The organism is Stenotrophomonas sp. AB1(2024), from assembly GCF_037482345.1.
In the GTDB taxonomy this organism is placed as follows: Bacteria; Pseudomonadota; Gammaproteobacteria; order Xanthomonadales; family Xanthomonadaceae; genus Stenotrophomonas.
In genome coordinates this window covers 1,632,512-1,649,638 of sequence record NZ_JBBHKO020000001.1, presented here as the reverse complement: position 1 = coordinate 1,649,638, position 17,127 = coordinate 1,632,512, and the positions used below count along the sequence as shown (strand labels likewise).

The following is a 17,127-nucleotide window of genomic DNA, read 5'->3' as shown; positions in this document are numbered from 1 at the left end:
TGATGGGCACTCCCCGGGTTCAGTTGGGGCGCACGATTGTGCCGACCCGTCCGGACTCAGGATGTGCGACGGATCGCAGAATCAGCCACGATTGCCCCGGCGCGACGGAATCAGCGCGAAGTTGTCCACCGCCAGCTTCTCGGCGTGATTCAACCACGCGCGGATCTCCAGATCATCCACTTCGTGATCCAGGCCGAACGGCACGCTGATCCGGCCTTCCGCATCGGGCTGTACCCACTGCTGGGCCACCACCACCTTGCGCTTGGACGACACCGCTTCGATCCAGAAGCCACGGTCTGGCGACTGTTTGGCCACGAACTGCAGCATGTACTGGCCCGCGCGGGTGCGGCGGCCCTTCTGGGTGATCATGTGGGCCTGGCGGATGCTCGGGCGCGGGCCGTTGAACGGGTCCAGCGGCGCATCGACAGCGAAGCCCTGGCGCAGCTGGTCGTCGCGGTAGAGCTTGATGCCCTTGTCGCGATTGACCAGAATCGCGCACCAGGTGCCATCGGCCGAGCCGTCTTCGAATGCGGTGCAGCGGTCGACATAGGCCAGCGTATTGGACGGGTCGGCCAGGTCGAACTGCTTGGAGGTATTTTCCAGGTAGACCGACTTGAGGTCCCACTGCTTGTCGTACTCCAGCAGCACCGGCGGCTGCACGTGCTGCAGGCCGATCACCACCTGGTCGTCGTCATCGATGCGCAGCTGGCGGGTCTTGTCGCCCAGCCACAGCGAACGGGAGAAGGCGAGGTAACGCGGGAAATCCTTGCCGTCTTCGCGGAATACCGCTGCGCTGGCGCTGTTGGAGTGCTCCGGGTGCAGCAGCGAGCGGCCGAAGCCGATCTCACCGATCTCCGGCTCTATCAGGCTGAGCAGGGTGGCGCCCGAATCCAGCGTGGAGCCATGGTTGGCCGCCAGTTGGCGCGGGGGAATGTCCTTGCCCAGGAACAGCAGCAGGTTCTCCCGCTTCTGCTCGGCCAGGATATGGCTGAGGTCGTTGGGCATGGCCAGGTGGTCCGAAGCGATCACGATCAACGTGTCGTCGCCATACGGGCTGGCCTGGATGCGGTCGACCAGCTTGGAGATCAGGCCATCGGTGCACTTGAGCGCGTTGAGCAGGCCGATGTTGCCGTAGTCGCTCTTGTAACGGGTGCGCTTGCATGCCACCGGCAGGTGCCCGGCCGGGTGATGGGTGTCCATGGTCAGCGTGGTCAGCATGAACGGCTGGCCAGCCTTGGACAGCTGCATGAAGCGGTCGTAGGCCTTGTCCAGCAGCACGTCGTCGTGCACGCCCCAGGTGGAGAAGTGCGAACGGGCAATCTTCTGCCGCTTGAACCAGGCCAGATCGTCCACCGCATCGAACCCATGAGTGGCCAGGAACTGGCCCTTGCCGGCGAACAGGCCGTTGGCGCCGCCCATGTAATGGTTGGTATAGCCCTGCTGCTTGAGGTAATCGCCCAGGCACACAGCTTCCGGCAGGAAGCTGCCCATGCGGTCCATGCTGTTCTCATCGCCCTGTGCGGTGGTCAGCGGCACCCCGCACATCGATGACACCAGGCCGGCGATGGTCCAACCGCCGCCTTCGGCCGAGACCAGCCCGCGTACATCCAGCGCCTGCCCGGCAAGGCGGTTCAGGTTGGGCATCAGGCCGGGGAACGTGGATTCATCCAGGTAGGTGCGTTCCAGGCTTTCGCCGTAGATCCACACGATGTTGCGCGGCTTGCGCAGCGGCTGCTGCGGCACCCGGTACTCGGGCGCGACCATGCTGTAATCGACCGGCCGCATCTGCTGGTACAGGCGCTGGCCGTCGCGATACAGCGGGCTGACCCCGATCGCCAGCACCCACACCGCCAGGAAGCCGGCGAATACGCCACGACCATGCGCAGTACGCTGCCAGCGCTTGATCCGCGGGGTCAGCAGCGGCAGCAGCGAGAGCAGGGCCAGCACGATGAAGCCGGCGATGTAGCCCTTGAAGTCCGAAACACCGGCGCCTTCCATGTCCGCGCCGAGGTGGTACAGCGTGGCCGCATTCAGGCCATCGCCGGAGAGCTTGTTGATCAACCACCACGCACTGAGCGTCAACAGCAGCAGCGACATCAGGCTTGCCTTCCACCAGGCCCAGCGACCAGACGCGAGCAACAACCAGGTGAGCAGCAACAGCGACAGCAGCAGGATCCAGAGCATGGGCATCATCGGCAGCGGAGACAGGTGCGACCGGCCGCCCAACCACACCCACATGACAGGCCGATGTCTTGATCATGCCTGCACGAACCTGACTGAAATGTTTGTTGAAAACGTGTTGCGCCGCAATACACCGCATCTCGATTCAATGCGTAAAACCTATGTGAAAGCGGCACGCCGACAGGTACCCACCGTGGGTGGGTACGGATCTCACCGATGCCCGCGTTCTTCCCGCGACCGCGCACGCCGATCAAACAACAACGCACTGAGGATGATGCCCAGGCCCAGGAAGACGCCGATCAACATCAACGTGAAGGCGATGGCGGGATATCCGAACAGGTGCCAACCGGTATCCACCTTCATCATCAAAGCTGCCGCGAGAATCAGCGCGGCGGTGACGATGCCCGCCGAAACGCGGTTGGCGATCTTCTGCAGGTTCTCCATCAACCGCGATTCTTCCAGCCCGGTCACCTTCATCTGCAACCGGTTCTCGGCCAGCAGCGCGAGAATGTCCGACATCTTGCGCGGGCCTTCGCGCAGCAGCTGCTGCACCTCCATCGCTTCGCTGGCAAGGTTGGCCGCCGACAGCGACTTCTTCAGGCGTGCACGCATGACGTGCTGCAGCTGGCGCTCGACGATACGGCGCGTATCCAGATCCGGCGACAGCAGCCGGCACACGGTTTCCAGATTGAGCAGCGCCTTGCCCAGCAGGCTCAACTCCGGTGGCGTGCGCAGCCCGCTGGCCGTGGCAATGCGCACCAGGTCCAGCACCACGCGGCCTTCGGAGAACGTGCTGCTGGCGGCGTAGCGCGCGATGACCTGGCCGGTTTCGCGCAGGTAGCGCTCTTCGTCGAATGCCTCCAACCGCGTGCTGATGCCGATGATCTCGTCGGCCACTTCCTCGCCGCGCCCGTCCACGGCGGCGAACAACAGCTTCAACAACCGCTCGCGCAGTCGCGGTGGCATGTGCGCCACCATGCCCAGGTCGAAGATTGCCAGCCGTCCTTCGGGGGTAACGCGCAGGTTGCCCGGATGCGGGTCGGCATGGATCTCGCCATGCACGAAGATCTGGTCGATATAGCCGCGGATCAGCGCGGCTGCCAACGGAGCCATCGGCTCTTCGGTACGGCGTACGTCCGGAATCAAGTCCACGCGCACGCCCTCGGCGAGCTCCATGGTCAGTACGCGGTGGCTGCAGTAGTCCCAGATCGGCTGCGGCACCCACAGCGGCTTGAACGGGCGCAGGTGCTGGCCGAAGCGCTGCAGGTTTTCGGCTTCGGCCTGGTAATCCAGCTCCTGCATCAGGGTCTTGGCGAATTCGTTGAGCCAGTCGCGCAGGCGTACCCGGCGACCCACCTGGGTGAGGTGGTCGGCGGCCAGCGCGAAGCTGCGCAGCACCTCGAGATCCGAGCGCAGCTGGGCGGCCACTTCCGGCTTCTGCACCTTTACCGCCACGTTGCGGCCGTCGTGCAGCTGCGCGCGGTGTACCTGTGCGATGGAGGCGCAACCCAGCGGCACGGGATCAAAACGGGAGAAGAGCTTGGAGGCCGGCGCACCCAGCTCCTGCTCGATGATGGTGTAGATGCGCTCGACCGGGATCGGGGCCACCTTTTCCTGCATCCGCTCCAGCGCGGTGGCGAACTCCACCGGGACCATGTCCGGGCGGGTGGACAGCATCTGCCCCAGCTTGACGAAGGTTGGACCCAGCGATTCCAGGTCGGTGACGAACTGTTCCGGGTTGCCCTCCGGTGGCAGATCGTGGACCGCGCGCGAGTCCAGGTTCATGCCCGAGAACACCCCGGAATGGCGATAGCGCAGCAGCAGGCGCAGGATCTGGCTGCGGCGGTTCATGCCTTTGACCAGCGACGGCGTGCCAGGAACAGCGGGCGTGGTATTCAAGCAGGGCTCCGGGACAGGGCGAACCGGCAGTGTCGCCGCAGGGCGGTGGTGGGCCGGTGAATCCGGCGTTTCTTCCACGAACACGCCCGGATCGGGCAGAATCCCAGCCTCCCTTCGATTTCTGGATTGCCATGGCCGGTGCCAGCCTGTTTGCGTTGCTCGATGATATTGCGACCCTGCTGGACGACGTATCCGTGCTGACCAAGGTCGCGGCCAAGAAGACTGCCGGCGTGCTGGGCGACGACCTGGCGCTGAACGCACAGCAGGTGACCGGGGTGAACGCCAACCGGGAACTGCCGGTGGTGTGGGCGGTGGCCAAGGGCTCGCTGGTCAACAAGGCCATCCTGGTGCCGGCGGCGCTGGTGATCAGTGCGCTGGAAGCCTGGCTGCGGAGCAAGGGCTACCCGATCCCGATCGTGGTGCCGTTGATGATGGTCGGCGGCGCCTTCCTCTGCTACGAAGGCGTGGAAAAGCTGGCGCACCGCTTCCTGCATTCGAAGGAAGAGGACGCGCAGAAGAAGGCTGAGCGGGTCAAGGCGTTGGCCGATGAAAAGGTCGACATGGTGGCGTGGGAGAAGGACAAGGTGAAGGGCGCGATCCGCACCGATTTCATCCTGTCGGCCGAGATCATCGTGCTGTCGCTGGGCGTGGTATCTGCCGCACCGTTCGTCAACCAGGTCACCGCGCTGGTGGTGATCGCGCTGGCGATGACGGTGTTTGTCTATGGGCTGGTTGCGGGCATCGTGAAGCTGGATGACGCGGGTCTGTATCTGTCGCGCAAGGGGGCGGGACTGGCGGCGCTGGGTCGTGGCCTGCTGGTGGCGGCGCCGTGGCTGATGAAGTTCCTGTCGGTGGCCGGTACCGCCGCGATGTTCCTGGTCGGTGGCGGCATCCTGGTACACAACGTGCCGGCGTTGCACCATGTCGTCCAGGAGCTTGGCGGCGACAGCCAGTGGGGTTGGCTGACCAATGCGCTGGGCAATGTGGTGGTCGGTGTGATCGCCGGCGCGATCGTGCTGGTGGCGGTGACCGCATTCCAGAGGATGCGCGGGAAGCCCGCGCACTAACCCGTCGTTCAATGATCCGTAGAGCCACGCCCTGCGTGGCTTCGCGGCGCCGGATGGAATGCAGCCACGCAGGGCGTGGCTCTACGGCTGGCAGGCAGATCAGCCGGCCTGTACGCGGTTCTTGCCGACCCGCTTGGCCGCATGCAGCGCCGCATCGGCGCGCTTGAGCAGCGCACCCGCGCTTTCACCTGGCTGCCACTGGCTCAGCCCCGCGCTGAAATGCACCAGCACCCGGTGCCCGTCCAGCTGAATCGGCCGCTGCGCCAGCGAACGCTGCAACCGCAGCACGGTGGACATGCTGTCTGCTCCGGGGGTTTCGGGCATCAGCAGCACAAACGCATCGCCGCCGATGCGTGCGATGGTATCGGTACTGCGCAGCAGCAGCTGGCAGACGCTGACCAGGTGGCGCAGGATCGCGTCCCCGCCCGGGTGGCCGTAGCTGCTGTTGGTCTGGTGGAAATCGTCCAGGTCCAGCATCGCCAGCGCCAGCGGGTGCGAGTGCCGCTCCGCGCGGGCCAGCTCGCGCTCCAGCAGCTCGTCGAAACCACGCCGGTTCAACGCGCCTGTCAACGGATCGGCGCGCACCAGCCCGGCGACGTCGCGCAGCTCCTGTTCCAGTTCGGCGATACGCGCTTGGGCCTGCTCCACTTCGCGGCGTGCGTTGCCAAGATGGTCGCGCGCCTGCAACGCCTGTTCCTGCACGCGGCCGGTGTCCTGCAGCACGTCCTGCAGCAGCTGGTTGAGGTCGGCGATGCTGCGCGCCTCCTTCAATGTGAGCGCATAGCTGCTGATCCGGTCGTGGTACTCGCCGGTGCTGACCGCCATGCCATCCAGCCGTTCGATGAAGCCGCCCATCAGGTTTGTCATCGCCGCCTTGGATTCGACGATGCCCTGCTTGAGCAGCCCTTGCTTGTAGATCACTTCGCGCAGGTTGGCACGCGCCTGTTCGACCGAATCGCGGTCCAGCGGGCAGCTGATCAGGGCGCGCACCGCATGCACCTGGCCGTGCAGCCAGCTGTTGTCGTCGAGCAGCTCGCCGATGTTGTCCAGCAGCAGGTCGAACAGGCTCAGCAGCAGCTCCTGCTGTTCCTGCCAGCCATCGCTGCGCACCCCGATCTGGTGGGTCAGCTCGCGCAGCCGCTGCTCCAGCGGCTGCAGCGGCTGGCCGGGGTGCCACTGGCGCAGCTCGGCGGCCAGCTGCACCGGTTCGTCCTTCAGTTCGGGCATGTTCTGCAGCAGGCTGGCCACGGTCACGCCCAGGGTCAGGCGCAGCAGCTCGCGCAGGCGCAGGCTGTCGGGCTGGCCGTCCGGGTTGTCCTGTTCGATGGTGCGGATGTACTTGTCGATCAGCTGGCGCATGGCACGGCCATAGCTGACCCAATCGGCGCTGCGCTGCGCCGACTGCAGGCGCAGGCCCATGTCGCCCAGCTCACCGGGCAGGGTGGACATGCCGTGGGCAAAGGCGGCCAGCAGCGGCTCGGGCTGGTCGGCCCCGGCAAACAGGCGCTGCAGCATGGCGCTGCTGCCACCCTTGGGCCCCGGGGCGTCCACCGATGCGTCCACGACAGCACTGGCCGCCTGTCGGCGCGACAGGAGCCTGCCCACGGCGGCACCGGGGCTGGGGGGAGCGTCGAGCGGGTCCTTCATGCGGCAGGTCCTGGGCAGGGCACCGGCCTTCGGTGGCCGGACGGGTGGAAACGTTGGAACAGTATCGGCGCCGTGGTCGCCGGCTTGAACCCGGCGCTGTGCCACGATGGTAGGGAATCGGACCGCCACAGCCTCGACAGAGCTGAACTGCCTCTTGCCCAGCTCCCACGACGCCCCAGGGAAATCCTAAGGAAAATTTCAGAGGATTCCCGGAGACGAGCACGATTGTGAATCTCTAACCTCTTTGCTTGTCATGATCAAGCGGGGACTCGCGAATGCTCGGACCTTACCTACGAAAGATGGGAGCTGCCTTCGTCCTGCTCGCGGTGGGCGCGGTCAGCTCGGCACAGGCGGAGACGAGCTCCGGCCAAGGTGTTCATCACCTGTCGTTGCGTGTCATGGATGAGGGCCGGGAGGTGATGGCACCGTCGGTACAGATGACAGGAGAGGGGCCGGTCCAGCTCTCGGTAGGTACTGAGAAGGACGCATACACGCTTGAACTGGACATTCTGGAGCGTTCAGACGCCTCGTCTGCCGATGCGTCGGCAATGCAGGTTGTTTTGTGGCGGGGTGCCGTTGGTTCGGGATCGCGCCTGCTGGATCGGGTGATCCTGCTGACCCCAAATGGCGACGCAACGTCCGCCGATGCTGTTTCCGACCATCAGCAGTCAACAAGTGCCTCGGTAGAACTGATCTCACATGCCCTACAGTGGCCATCAGCCAATGCTCTGCGGACCAGACGTTGACGTGCTGCGGCTCCAAGCCGACCACCTGCTGCGGGTGCGGGGTGTGTTGCACCAACCCGTAGCACTACAGATGGGCGCGCAATCAAAAACGGCCACCGTGAGGTGGCCGTTGTCGTGACGCCAGCCGGCTTTGCGACCGACGGTTGGTTACTACTGGGCCAAGGCCAGGTCATCCAGCATCGCGCGCAGGAAGCGCGCGGCTTCGCCGCCGGTGGCGGCGCGGTGGTCGAACGTGACCGACAGCGGAATCACCTTGTGCGCTTCCACGCCGCCCATCACCGGGGTCATCTGGTGGCGGGCACGGCCGGCACCGACGATGGCCACGCACGGCGGCACCACGACCGGGGTCGCGTAGCGGCCGGCGAACATGCCGAAGTTGGACAGCGAGATGGTGTAACCGCTCAGCTCGGAGGCGGCGATCGAACGCGCTTCCACCTGCTCACGCAGCCGGTTCACGCCCTCGCGGATGCCGCGCGCGTCCAGCACGTCGGCATTGCGCAGCGCCGGCACGAACAGGCCATCGTCGGTGTCCACCGCGATGCCCACGTCCACGTGCGCGTGCAGGGTGCGGGTCAGTGCATCGCCATCGAACCAGGCGTTGAGCGCCGGCACCTTCTGGCAGCCCACGACGATCGCACGCACCAGGCGGGCGGTGACGTCGTTGCCCGGCACCCAGGCGTGGATGTCGGCATCGTCGTTCAACGTGGTCGGCACGACCTTGCTGTGCGCGTCGGCCATCACCCGCGCCATGTTGCGGCGCACGCCCTTGAGTGGTTCCGGCTGGCCCTTGGCGACCACGCCCGGCGGCTGGGTGCGCATCGGCTTGCCAGCGGCCGACAACGGCGCGCGAGCGTCGGCTGCGCGCGCCACCGGTACAGCCGCGGCGACCGGCGCAGCAGCAACCGGTGCCGGCGCCGCGCCCACCCTGGCGCTGCCATCGGCGGCGGCCTGCTTGACGTCGGCCATGGTCACCGCGCCGTCGGCGCCGGTGGCACGCACGCGGCTCAGGTCCACGCCCAGCTTGCGCGCGGTGGCGCGCACGGCCGGCACGGCCTTGACCCCGCCCACCGCCACCGCCTGTTCGGCGTGCACGGCATTGGAGCTCTGCATCGCGCCGACCACGGTGCCGGCGTCATCGCGCTCGGCGCCGGGCTTGGCGATCCCGCCGCCTTCATCGGAGGCCACCACCTTGTCCGGCTGGGCCGGGGTGGTCTGGCCGGTGCTCGGCGTCGGTGCCGGGGCGGCGTGGCCATGGCTGTGGCCGGTGTCCTGGCCATCGGCGCGCTGGGGCAGGTTCGGGTCCAGTTCGAACTGGGCCAGCACGCTGCCGGTGGGAATGATGTCGCCGGCGCCGCCGGCCAGCTTCAGTACCTTGCCGGAGAACGGCGAGGGCACTTCAACCACGGCCTTGGCGGTCTCCATCGAGACCAGCGGCTCGTCGAGCGTGATCACGTCGCCTTCCTTGACGAACCACTCGACGATGGTGGCGTCGGGCAGGCCTTCGCCGAGGTCGGGAAGGTGGAAATTCTTGTTCTCACTCATGTGCAGTTCTCTTCCAGCAGTTCGAGATCGCGGGCCGGCAGCCAGCCCGTCGCGCCGTTCGCGCGTTCGGACCACCACCAGCCGCCGTGTTCATGATGCAGCTTGACCATTTCACCGCTGTCCACGTCCAGTTCGCGGGCGTCATAGTCGCGCAGGGCCTCTGCGCGACCATCGTCCAGCAACTGCAACCACGCCACCGGTGCCCAGCCGGCACGCCCGTCGTCGGTGCGTACCCAGGCAAACGCCGGCCATTCCTCGTCACGAACACCCAGTTCGACGATCTGGCCGGTGCGGAACCGGAGCGGGTTGGGGTACTGGCTGCGGTACGGGCCCAGAAGTCTGGCCCGCATGTCAGCCCGCCACCACCGCGCGTTTGGCCGCGCTTACGATCCGCTCCACGCTGGGCAGGTACTTCATTTCCAGGCGGAACAGCGGAATGTGGGTGTCGTAGCCGGTGACGCGTTCGACCGGTGCCAGCAGGTCGTACAGCGATTCCTCGGCCAGGCGCGCGGCGATTTCCGCCCCGAAGCCCGCGGTCTTCGGGGCCTCCTGCACGATCACGCAGCGGCCGGTCTTGGCCACCGATTCGGCGATGGTGGCGAAGTCGAGCGGACGCAGCGTGGCCACGTCGATCACTTCGGCACTGATGCCTTCGCCGGCCAGCTTGTCGGCCGCTTCCAGCGCTTCCTTCACCTGTGCGCCCCAGGTCACCAGGGTCACATCGGTACCGTCGCGCAGTACGAAGCACACGTCCAGCGGCAGTGCTTCGCCATCGTTGACCACCACTTCCTTGTACTGGCGGTAGATGCGCTTGGGTTCCATGTAGATCACCGGATCCGGCTCACGGATCGCGGCCAGCAGCAGGCCATAGGCACGCTGCGGCGAGGACGGCAGCACCACGCGCAGGCCCGGCACGTTGGTGAAGATCGCTTCGTTGGCTTCGCTGTGGTGTTCCGGCGCGCGGATGCCACCACCCCACGGCACGCGCAGCACCATCGGGCAGTGCAGGCGGCCACGGGTGCGGTACCGCAGGCGCGCGGCGTGGCAGATGATGTGGTCCACCATCGGGTACATGAAGCCATCGAACTGGGCTTCGGCCACCGGCTTCATGCCCTGCGCGGCCAGGCCAATGGTCAGGCCGGCGATGGTGGTTTCATCCAGCGGGGTGTCAAGGATGCGGTCGGCGCCGAAGCGCTGCTGCAGGCCGGCGGTGGCGCGGAACACGCCGCCGTTGACGCCGACGTCTTCGCCCAGCACCAGCACCGATTTGTCGTGTTCCAGCTCCCACGCCAGCGCCTGGGTGATGGCTTCGATAAGGGTGATGGGCGTGGTGGTCATGCTGTCTTCTCCGCGCGCGATCGCGGCGCTGTCGGCGGCGTTGGTCTGCGCGCTGGACGCGCCGTTCTTGATCTCATCCATGGCGCTGCTCCAGGGCAATGGCCTGCGCGCGCTGGGCCAGCAGGTCCTGCGGCGGATCGGCATACAGGAAGTCGAACATCGCCTCGACCGGCTGCACCGGGGTGTTGAGGTACAGGTTCACCTCTTCATCCACGCGCTTGCCGCATTCCACGGTCCAGGCCTGCTCTTCTTCCTCGCTCCACACGCCGGCACCCATCAGGTACTTGCGCAGGCGCAGCATCGGTTCGCGCTGCCAGGCATCCTTCACCTCGGCATCGTCGCGGTAGCGGCGCGCGTCATCGGCGGTGGTGTGGTCGGACAGGCGGTAGGTCATCAGTTCCAGCACGGTGCCGCCGTCGCCGGCCAGCGCGCGTTCGCGTGCCTGCAGCATGGCGGCCATCACCGCGATCAGGTCGTTGCCGTCCACCTGCAGGCAGTGCAGGCCGCCGGCCAGGCCCTTCTGCGCCAGCGTTTCGGCACCGGTCTGGGCCGAACGCGGCACCGAGATGGCCCAGCCGTTGTTGACGATGCACAGGATCAGCGGCAGCTTGTAGGCACCGGCCGAGTTCAATGCTGCGTAGAAGTCGGTCTTGGAGCTGCCCCCATCGCCGCAGACGGCCACGGCGATCTGCTTTTCCTGGTTGAGCTTGAACTTCAGCGCCGCGCCTGCGGCGTGCAGGCACTGGGTGGAAATCGGCACGCAGAACGGGAAGTCCTTGGCCGCATTGCCACCGTAGTCGTTGCCACGCTCGTCGCCGCCCCAGTACATCAGGACGTCGCGCGGGCGCACGCCACGCATGAACATCGCGCCATACTCGCGGTAGGACGGCGCGAACACGTCGTCCTTCTGCATCGAGGCGCCGATGCCGACATGCGCGGCTTCGTGGCCCAGGCAGGCAGCGTAGGTGCCCAGCTTGCCGGTGCGCTGCAACGCGATCGACTTGCCGTCGAACACGCGCACGAACAGCATCTGCTTGAACATCGGCAGCAGCGCGCGCGGGTCGCGCAGGGCTTCGGGCAGGTCATCGCGGACGAGCGTGCCGTCCGTGTCCAGGTACTGCAGGTATTCGATCTTGAACTCAGCGGCAACCGTCATTGCGTACTGCACCTTCGACAGGAAGTTACAAATGATATGAATTGCCATGTTAAGGAAGACGCACGAAAAATCCGTCCTGCGGCGCAGCAACTGTCCCGGGGGACATCTGCCCGGTATACCCCACCAAGGGCCTGAAACGCCAATGGCTTCAACGTATTCAGTTGTATCAACGGGGCATGAGTGGAGCTTGGCGGGACGCTCGCTGGCGCCGGGGGCAGTACGCCCGCCGCGCAGATTCCGGTTCCGCCCCGGCAACCACACGGCGGCGCATGGACCCACCCGCAGGTGCGGGTGGTGCGCTACCCTTTTGACCCCCTCCAGCGGCCCACGCCATGACTGTCGACAAGAACCAACGCGACCTTGAAGCCGGTATCCACACCGACCTGGAGGGGCGCCTGACCTATGGCGGTTACCTGCGGCTGGACCAGCTGCTCTCGGCGCAGCAGCCGCTGTCCAGCCCGCCGCACCACGACGAGATGCTCTTCATCATCCAGCACCAGACCTCGGAGCTGTGGCTGAAGCTGCTGGCGCACGAGCTGCGCGCGGCGATCGGTTTCCTGCAGCACGACCAGGTCTGGCAGTGCCAGAAGGTGCTGGCGCGCAGCAAACTGGTGCTGCGCCAGCTGACCGAACAGTGGTCGGTGCTGGAGACCTTGACGCCGTCCGAGTACATGGGCTTCCGCGACGTACTCGGTCCTTCGTCGGGCTTCCAGTCGCTGCAGTACCGTTACATCGAGTTCCTGCTGGGCAACAAGAACGCGCAGATGCTGCAGGTGTTTTCGCACGACCCGGCCGGCCAGGCGCAACTGCAGCAGGTGCTGGACGCGCCCAGCCTGTATGAGGAATTCCTGCGCTACCTGGCGCGCTTCGGGCATGCCATCCCGACCGGCTACCGGGACCGCGACTGGCAGCAACCGCACGTGGCCGACGACGCGCTGCACCCGGTGTTCGAGCGGATCTACCAGAACACCGACCGCTACTGGCGCGAGTACGCGCTGTGCGAGGACCTGGTGGACCTGGAAACGGTGTTCCAGCTCTGGCGCTTCCGCCACATGCGCACGGTGATGCGGGTGATCGGCTTCAAGCGCGGCACCGGCGGCTCCAGCGGGGTGGGGTTCCTGCGCCAGGCACTGGAGCTGACCTTCTTCCCGGAGCTGTTCCAGGTGCGCACCACGATCCGCAACGACGACCCGATGCCACCGGACGCCTGAGGCGGCGGACCCCGCCACAAGCCCATTCATGTTTTCCCGGGGCAACCACCGTACGGTGCGGCAGGCCCCGCCGTTGCTGCGCTGACGGCCCCGGGGCGGTAGTTGCAGGTGCAAGTTCAGCGACTCTGCGGCCAGCTGCACACATCGGTGTGTATTTGACGTGAACGCCGTTGTTCTGGGATTCTCCCGCGTTGTTTCGCACATCGGACGTGCATGTCTTCCACCGAACCCAGGAATCCCGCATGAGCGTAGACGCCGCCGCGAAATCCGTTCCCGATCCGGCGTTGCCGGAGTTCAAGACCACGCTGGGCCACCCGCGCCCGCTGTGGATGCTGTTCATGACCGAGTTCTGGGAGCGCTTCGCGTTCTACGGGATCCGCTGGGCGCTGGTGCTGTACATCGTGGCCCAGTTCTTCGACGGCGATTCGGCCGGGCAGGCATCGGCCAGCCGCACGTACGGTGCCTACCTGGCGCTGGTGTATGCCGCCGCCATCTTCGGTGGCTACGTGGCCGACCGCGTGCTGGGTTACCAGCGCTCGATCCTGACCGGCGCGGTGATCATGGCCGCAGGCCTGTTCATGGTTGCCATGCCGAACAAGGAAGTGTTCGAGTTCGGCCTGGCCACGATCATCATCGGCAACGGCCTGTTCAAGCCGAACATCTCCACCATGGTCGGCAAGCTGTATGGCCTGAAGGATGAGCGCCGCGATTCGGGCTTCACCATCTTCTACATGGGCATCAACATCGGCGCGATGATTGCGCCCGTTTTCACCCAGTACCTTGCCGAAAAGGTCTTCGGTACCGAAGCAATGCCGGCCTACAAGATGGTGTTCATCGCCTCGGGTATCGGCATGCTGCTGAGCCTGGTGTGGTTCTACATCGGTCGCGCCGGCCTGAAGGGCATCGGCGCACCGCCGGCAGGCGGGGAGGGCATGGGCCGCGTGGTGATGGTGTTTGTCGGCTCGCTGGTCGCCATTCCGGTTGCCTTCTTCCTGCTCTCCACCGGCGCGACCGCGCTGGCGTGGATCCTGGGCATCATGTTCATCGCACTCGGTGTACTGCTGCTGGTTGAAGGCATCCGCGAAGGCAAGGTCCAGCGCGACCGCGTGATCGCCATGTTGATCATCTTCACCTTCAACGTGATGTTCTGGATGTTCTTCGAACAGGCCGGCAGCTCCTTCACGTTCCTGGCCGACGAGATCGTCAACCGCAAGCTGGGCAACTGGACCTTCCCGACCGCGTGGTTCCAGTCGGTGAACTCGGTGGCCATCATCGCCCTGGCGCCGATCATTGCCTGGATCTGGATCAAGCTGGGTCGCGCCAATCCGTCGATTCCGCGCAAGTTCGGCCTGGGCCTGCTGTTCAACGGCGCGGCCTTCGCGCTGCTGATGCTGGCACTGTCGAGCATGGTGGTGGACGGCAAGATCCCGTTCTGGACGCTGTTCATGGTCTACGTCATCCAGTCGGTGGGTGAGCTGTGCCTGTCGCCGATCGGCCTGTCGATGGTGACCAAGCTGGCGCCGGTGCGCCTGGTGGGCTTCGGCATGGGCGGCTGGTTCCTGTCCACCGGCATCGGCAACAACCTGTCGGGCATCTTCGCCGGCATAGTGAGCGGCGAAAGCGGCATGACCGTCGAATCCGCGCTGACCGGTTACACCTTTGGCTTCTGGGCGTTGATGGGTTCGGGCGTGCTGCTGTTCCTGATCGCCCCGTTGATCAACAAGCTGATGCACGGCATCAAGTGAGGTCTGCAATGCGCATGGAAAGGGTGTGGTTCCCGATGATCCTGGCCGGCCTGCTGGCTGCCTGTTCGCCGTCGGCGCCCACCGCAGCGCCTGCGCAGCCGCTGGACACCACCGAGCAGAAGCCACCGGTAGCCGATCCCGGCGAGCCGGTGGTCTCGGGCAACACGCCGGCCGCAGCGGATGTCGCTGCGGTCGCGGGGCTCAACGCGCAGTTCGATCCGGCACGCGATCCCGTGGCCGACCTGGCCACGGCCAAGGTGGAAGCCCAGCGGGGCGGCAAGCGCATCGTGCTGGACGTGGGCGGGGAGTGGTGCTCGTGGTGCCACCTGCTGGACGCGTTCATCGAGGGTGATGCGGAAATCCGCAGCTTCCGCGATGCCAACTACGTCTGGATGAAGGTGAATTACAGCGAAGACAACGAGAACGCGGCGTTCCTGTCGCAGTTCCCGCAGATCAAGGGCTATCCGCACCTGTTCGTGCTTGACGGGCAGGGCACGCTGCTGCATTCGCAGTTCACCGGTGAGCTGGAGGCCGACAAGGGCCAGCCGAAGGGGTACAACCGCGAACGTTTCTTTGCCTTCATGAAGGAATGGGCGCCGCCGAAAGCGCCGTGACCGAACGGAAAATGCCGCGATCATCGCGGCATTTTTTTTGTGCGGGGTATGGCAGCGGACCGACAGTCCGCGCTACAGTTTTCCCGTCCGCTGCCGCTATGTCCAAGGACATCATGGATTGAACGCATGCAGCCCGGCGCCAGCGACAGTACCTCTGACCCCCTTCTCGACGCATCTGCTGGCGTGACCCTGCCGCCGCCGGACGTGTTGCTGGACGACCGTTCGGCGCACGACGCGACCAGCGAGGCCGACACCCCGGCGCCCGGCTCCACCTTCTACCGGCTGCCGCTGGTGTCGGTACCGGACAACGTGCTGCTCAAGGCGGCCGTGCAGAAGCTGGTCGAACAGAAGGCCCAGCTCGACCAGCTTGCCCGTACCCCGGCGCTGGTTGGCGTGCTGCCCGCCGAATGGCAGGGCAACGGCACGCGCGGGGTGGACCTGCAGAACTTCGTGCTTTCGGTACTGCCCTACCTGCACAACGCCACCAAGGCCGAAACCGCGCCCGCGCGGTTGCCGCTCAAGCATGTGCTGGGCGACAGCGGGCGTTGGGACCTGCACGAGGTGGCCGAACCGAAATCGCTGGCATTCTTCCTGGCCAGCGATGACCGTGCCACGGCCGGGGTGAAAGATCCGGCCGAGGCCTATCTGGTCGCGCCGCTGGGCCTGGCGTGGGCGCACGAAGGCCGCACCCGGCCCGGCTTCCTGCGCGATATGGGCTACCCCAGCATGGCTGCGCGCGTGCATGTGCTGCCCTATCCGGAGCCGGGCCAGCTGGCGTTGTACAGCGTGGTTGCCAACGGCGTCGCCCAGATCTGGTGCGTGCTGGACCGGCGCAGGCTGCGGCCGCTGTTGGCGCCGTGGCTGAGCGTGCCGCTGCTGACCGCATACGGGGTCAATGCGCCCACGCCGTGGCCGGCGTCCTATCCGTCGGTCGACGAGGTGGCGCGCGCGCTGGCCACCGCGCGCACTGGCAAGGGTCCGGTGGAAGTGGACCTGCCCAAGGTGGTGGCCAAGATCGCAGAGGATGCCTCGGGCGAAACCTGGATGCCGGTGAGCCTGCTCCAGGTCGGCACCTGGGCGCCGCGCTGGCGCTACTTCCTGGCCACCTTCATCGCGCTGCCGGCCGCCTTGCTGGTGATTGCCGCACTGGCCCTGCCGGGGGCACTGGAAGCGGCGGCGGTGGCGGCGTCACTGGGCCTGGCCGCCGGTGCCATCGGCGCGTTGGCCGCCCCCTGGGTTCATGCCAGGCGGAAACATCTGAGCTGACGGCAGGTACTGCAGGCTGCGGCGAAGCCGTTGCCAACGTCGTTTGTCGACGGCCCGAAGGGGGCCTGCCAACGGCGGGCATACCGTTGGCCGGTACTGCCTAGCCCTCATCCATCTTCTGCAGGCCATCGCCGGCCAGGCGCTGGATGAGCTTCTCCAGCATCTGCTCCTCCTCCTCGCTCAGCACCGACATCAGCTTGCGGGTGATCTCGATCACCAGCGGGGCGATGGTCTCGTACACCTCGAACCCGGCCGCCGACAGCGCCAGCACGGAACGGCGGCGGTCATCGCCATGGGTTTCACGCTTGATGAAGCCGCGTTCGAGCAGTCTGGCCACGGCCCGGCTGACCGCCACCTTGTCCATCGCCGTGCGGTCGGAGACCTCGCTGGCCGACGAGCCCGGGTAGAGCGCCAGGATGGTGATCACCCGCCATTCGGGAATCGCCAGACCGTAACGGTCCCCATACAGCTTGGCGATGTTGCCGCTGACCCGGTTGGACAGAACGCTCAGCCGGTACGGCAGGAACTGTTCCAGGTCGAGCAGGGCGTGCGTGGCACGGATGGTCTGGCTGCTGGGATCGGGTGGGCTCATGCTGCGGTGCACCTTGATGGTGGTTTCATGTGAAACTATAACCTTCTTTCCGGACTCCGCATTCTCGCGGGTCTGCCTTCCGCCCGCACCTGGTTTTTTCCGGGGGTGGGCCGCTTTGGAGCC

At 66.1% G+C, this 17,127-nt stretch carries 13 protein-coding genes and 1 pseudogene; 6 read left to right on the top strand and 8 right to left on the bottom strand.

The annotated features are described in order from the left end of the window. Positions 1–81: 81 nt before the first annotated feature. The gene (locus WIX41_RS07775) at positions 82–2,184 is read right to left on the bottom strand and encodes a phosphoglycerol transferase I (RefSeq protein ID WP_339446514.1); all 2,103 of its coding nucleotides are present in this window, start codon (positions 2,182–2,184) and stop codon (positions 82–84) included. 207 nt (positions 2,185–2,391) lie between these two features. Continuing rightward, positions 2,392–4,035 (bottom strand): annotated as a pseudogene (locus WIX41_RS07770) (ABC1 kinase family protein); the annotation flags it as partial. Positions 4,036–4,211: 176 nt separating this feature from the next. Between WIX41_RS07770 and WIX41_RS07765 the strand changes: the two are divergent. Beyond that, the gene (locus tag WIX41_RS07765; protein ID WP_339446512.1) at positions 4,212–5,147 is read left to right on the top strand and encodes a DUF808 domain-containing protein; all 936 of its coding nucleotides are present in this window, start codon (positions 4,212–4,214) and stop codon (positions 5,145–5,147) included. Positions 5,148–5,246: 99 nt separating this feature from the next. Here WIX41_RS07765 and WIX41_RS07760 read toward each other — a convergent pair whose 3' ends face one another. Then, entirely contained in the window at positions 5,247–6,794 is a 1,548-nt protein-coding gene (locus tag WIX41_RS07760) for a GGDEF domain-containing protein (RefSeq protein ID WP_339446511.1), read from the bottom strand. 275 nt (positions 6,795–7,069) lie between these two features. Here WIX41_RS07760 and WIX41_RS07755 point away from each other — a divergent pair, with 275 nt between their 5' ends. Beyond that, a complete protein-coding gene (locus tag WIX41_RS07755; RefSeq protein ID WP_339446510.1) occupies positions 7,070–7,540 on the top strand; it encodes a hypothetical protein in 471 nt (156 codons plus the stop codon). A gap of 150 nt (positions 7,541–7,690) precedes the next feature. Here WIX41_RS07755 and WIX41_RS07750 read toward each other — a convergent pair whose 3' ends face one another. From WIX41_RS07750 to pdhA, 4 genes are read right to left on the bottom strand one after another with little or no spacing between them, the layout of a single operon-like run. Then, on the bottom strand, positions 7,691–9,082 hold the full coding sequence (locus WIX41_RS07750; RefSeq protein ID WP_339446509.1) for a dihydrolipoamide acetyltransferase family protein: 1,392 nt from the start codon (positions 9,080–9,082) through the stop codon (positions 7,691–7,693). Next, a complete protein-coding gene (locus WIX41_RS07745; protein WP_068854313.1) occupies positions 9,079–9,432 on the bottom strand; it encodes an SH3 domain-containing protein in 354 nt (117 codons plus the stop codon). Before WIX41_RS07745 ends, WIX41_RS07750 begins: the two co-directional genes overlap by 4 nt. Before the next feature lies 1 nt (position 9,433). Beyond that, positions 9,434–10,501: an alpha-ketoacid dehydrogenase subunit beta gene (locus WIX41_RS07740; RefSeq protein WP_409187345.1), complete on the bottom strand. Its 1,068-nt coding sequence runs from the start codon at positions 10,499–10,501 to the stop codon at positions 9,434–9,436. Continuing rightward, a complete protein-coding gene (gene pdhA / locus WIX41_RS07735; RefSeq protein WP_339446508.1) occupies positions 10,494–11,576 on the bottom strand; it encodes a pyruvate dehydrogenase (acetyl-transferring) E1 component subunit alpha in 1,083 nt (360 codons plus the stop codon). The genes WIX41_RS07740 and pdhA overlap by 8 nt, the downstream gene beginning before the upstream one ends. Positions 11,577–11,908: 332 nt before the next feature. Here pdhA and WIX41_RS07730 point away from each other — a divergent pair, with 332 nt between their 5' ends. The 4 genes from WIX41_RS07730 (at position 11,909) to WIX41_RS07715 (ending at position 16,412) form a co-directional block, all read left to right on the top strand. Further along, complete coding sequence (locus WIX41_RS07730; RefSeq protein ID WP_339446507.1) at positions 11,909–12,787, top strand: tryptophan 2,3-dioxygenase; 879 nt, start codon at positions 11,909–11,911, stop codon at positions 12,785–12,787. 242 nt (positions 12,788–13,029) lie between these two features. Then, positions 13,030–14,532 (top strand): peptide MFS transporter, encoded by a 1,503-nt coding sequence (locus tag WIX41_RS07725; RefSeq protein WP_339446506.1) that lies wholly within the window; start codon positions 13,030–13,032, stop codon positions 14,530–14,532. A gap of 35 nt (positions 14,533–14,567) precedes the next feature. Then, on the top strand, positions 14,568–15,146 hold the full coding sequence (locus tag WIX41_RS07720; RefSeq protein ID WP_409187469.1) for a thioredoxin family protein: 579 nt from the start codon (positions 14,568–14,570) through the stop codon (positions 15,144–15,146). A gap of 126 nt (positions 15,147–15,272) precedes the next feature. Next, positions 15,273–16,412 (top strand): hypothetical protein, encoded by a 1,140-nt coding sequence (locus WIX41_RS07715; RefSeq protein ID WP_339446504.1) that lies wholly within the window; start codon positions 15,273–15,275, stop codon positions 16,410–16,412. Between the two features lie 100 nt (positions 16,413–16,512). Here the strand turns inward: WIX41_RS07715 and WIX41_RS07710 are convergent, their stop codons facing one another. Further along, positions 16,513–17,004 carry a MarR family winged helix-turn-helix transcriptional regulator gene (locus WIX41_RS07710; RefSeq protein WP_339446503.1) on the bottom strand — a complete coding sequence of 164 codons (492 nt, stop codon included), beginning with the start codon at positions 17,002–17,004 and terminating at the stop codon, positions 16,513–16,515. Positions 17,005–17,127 lie beyond the last annotated feature (123 nt).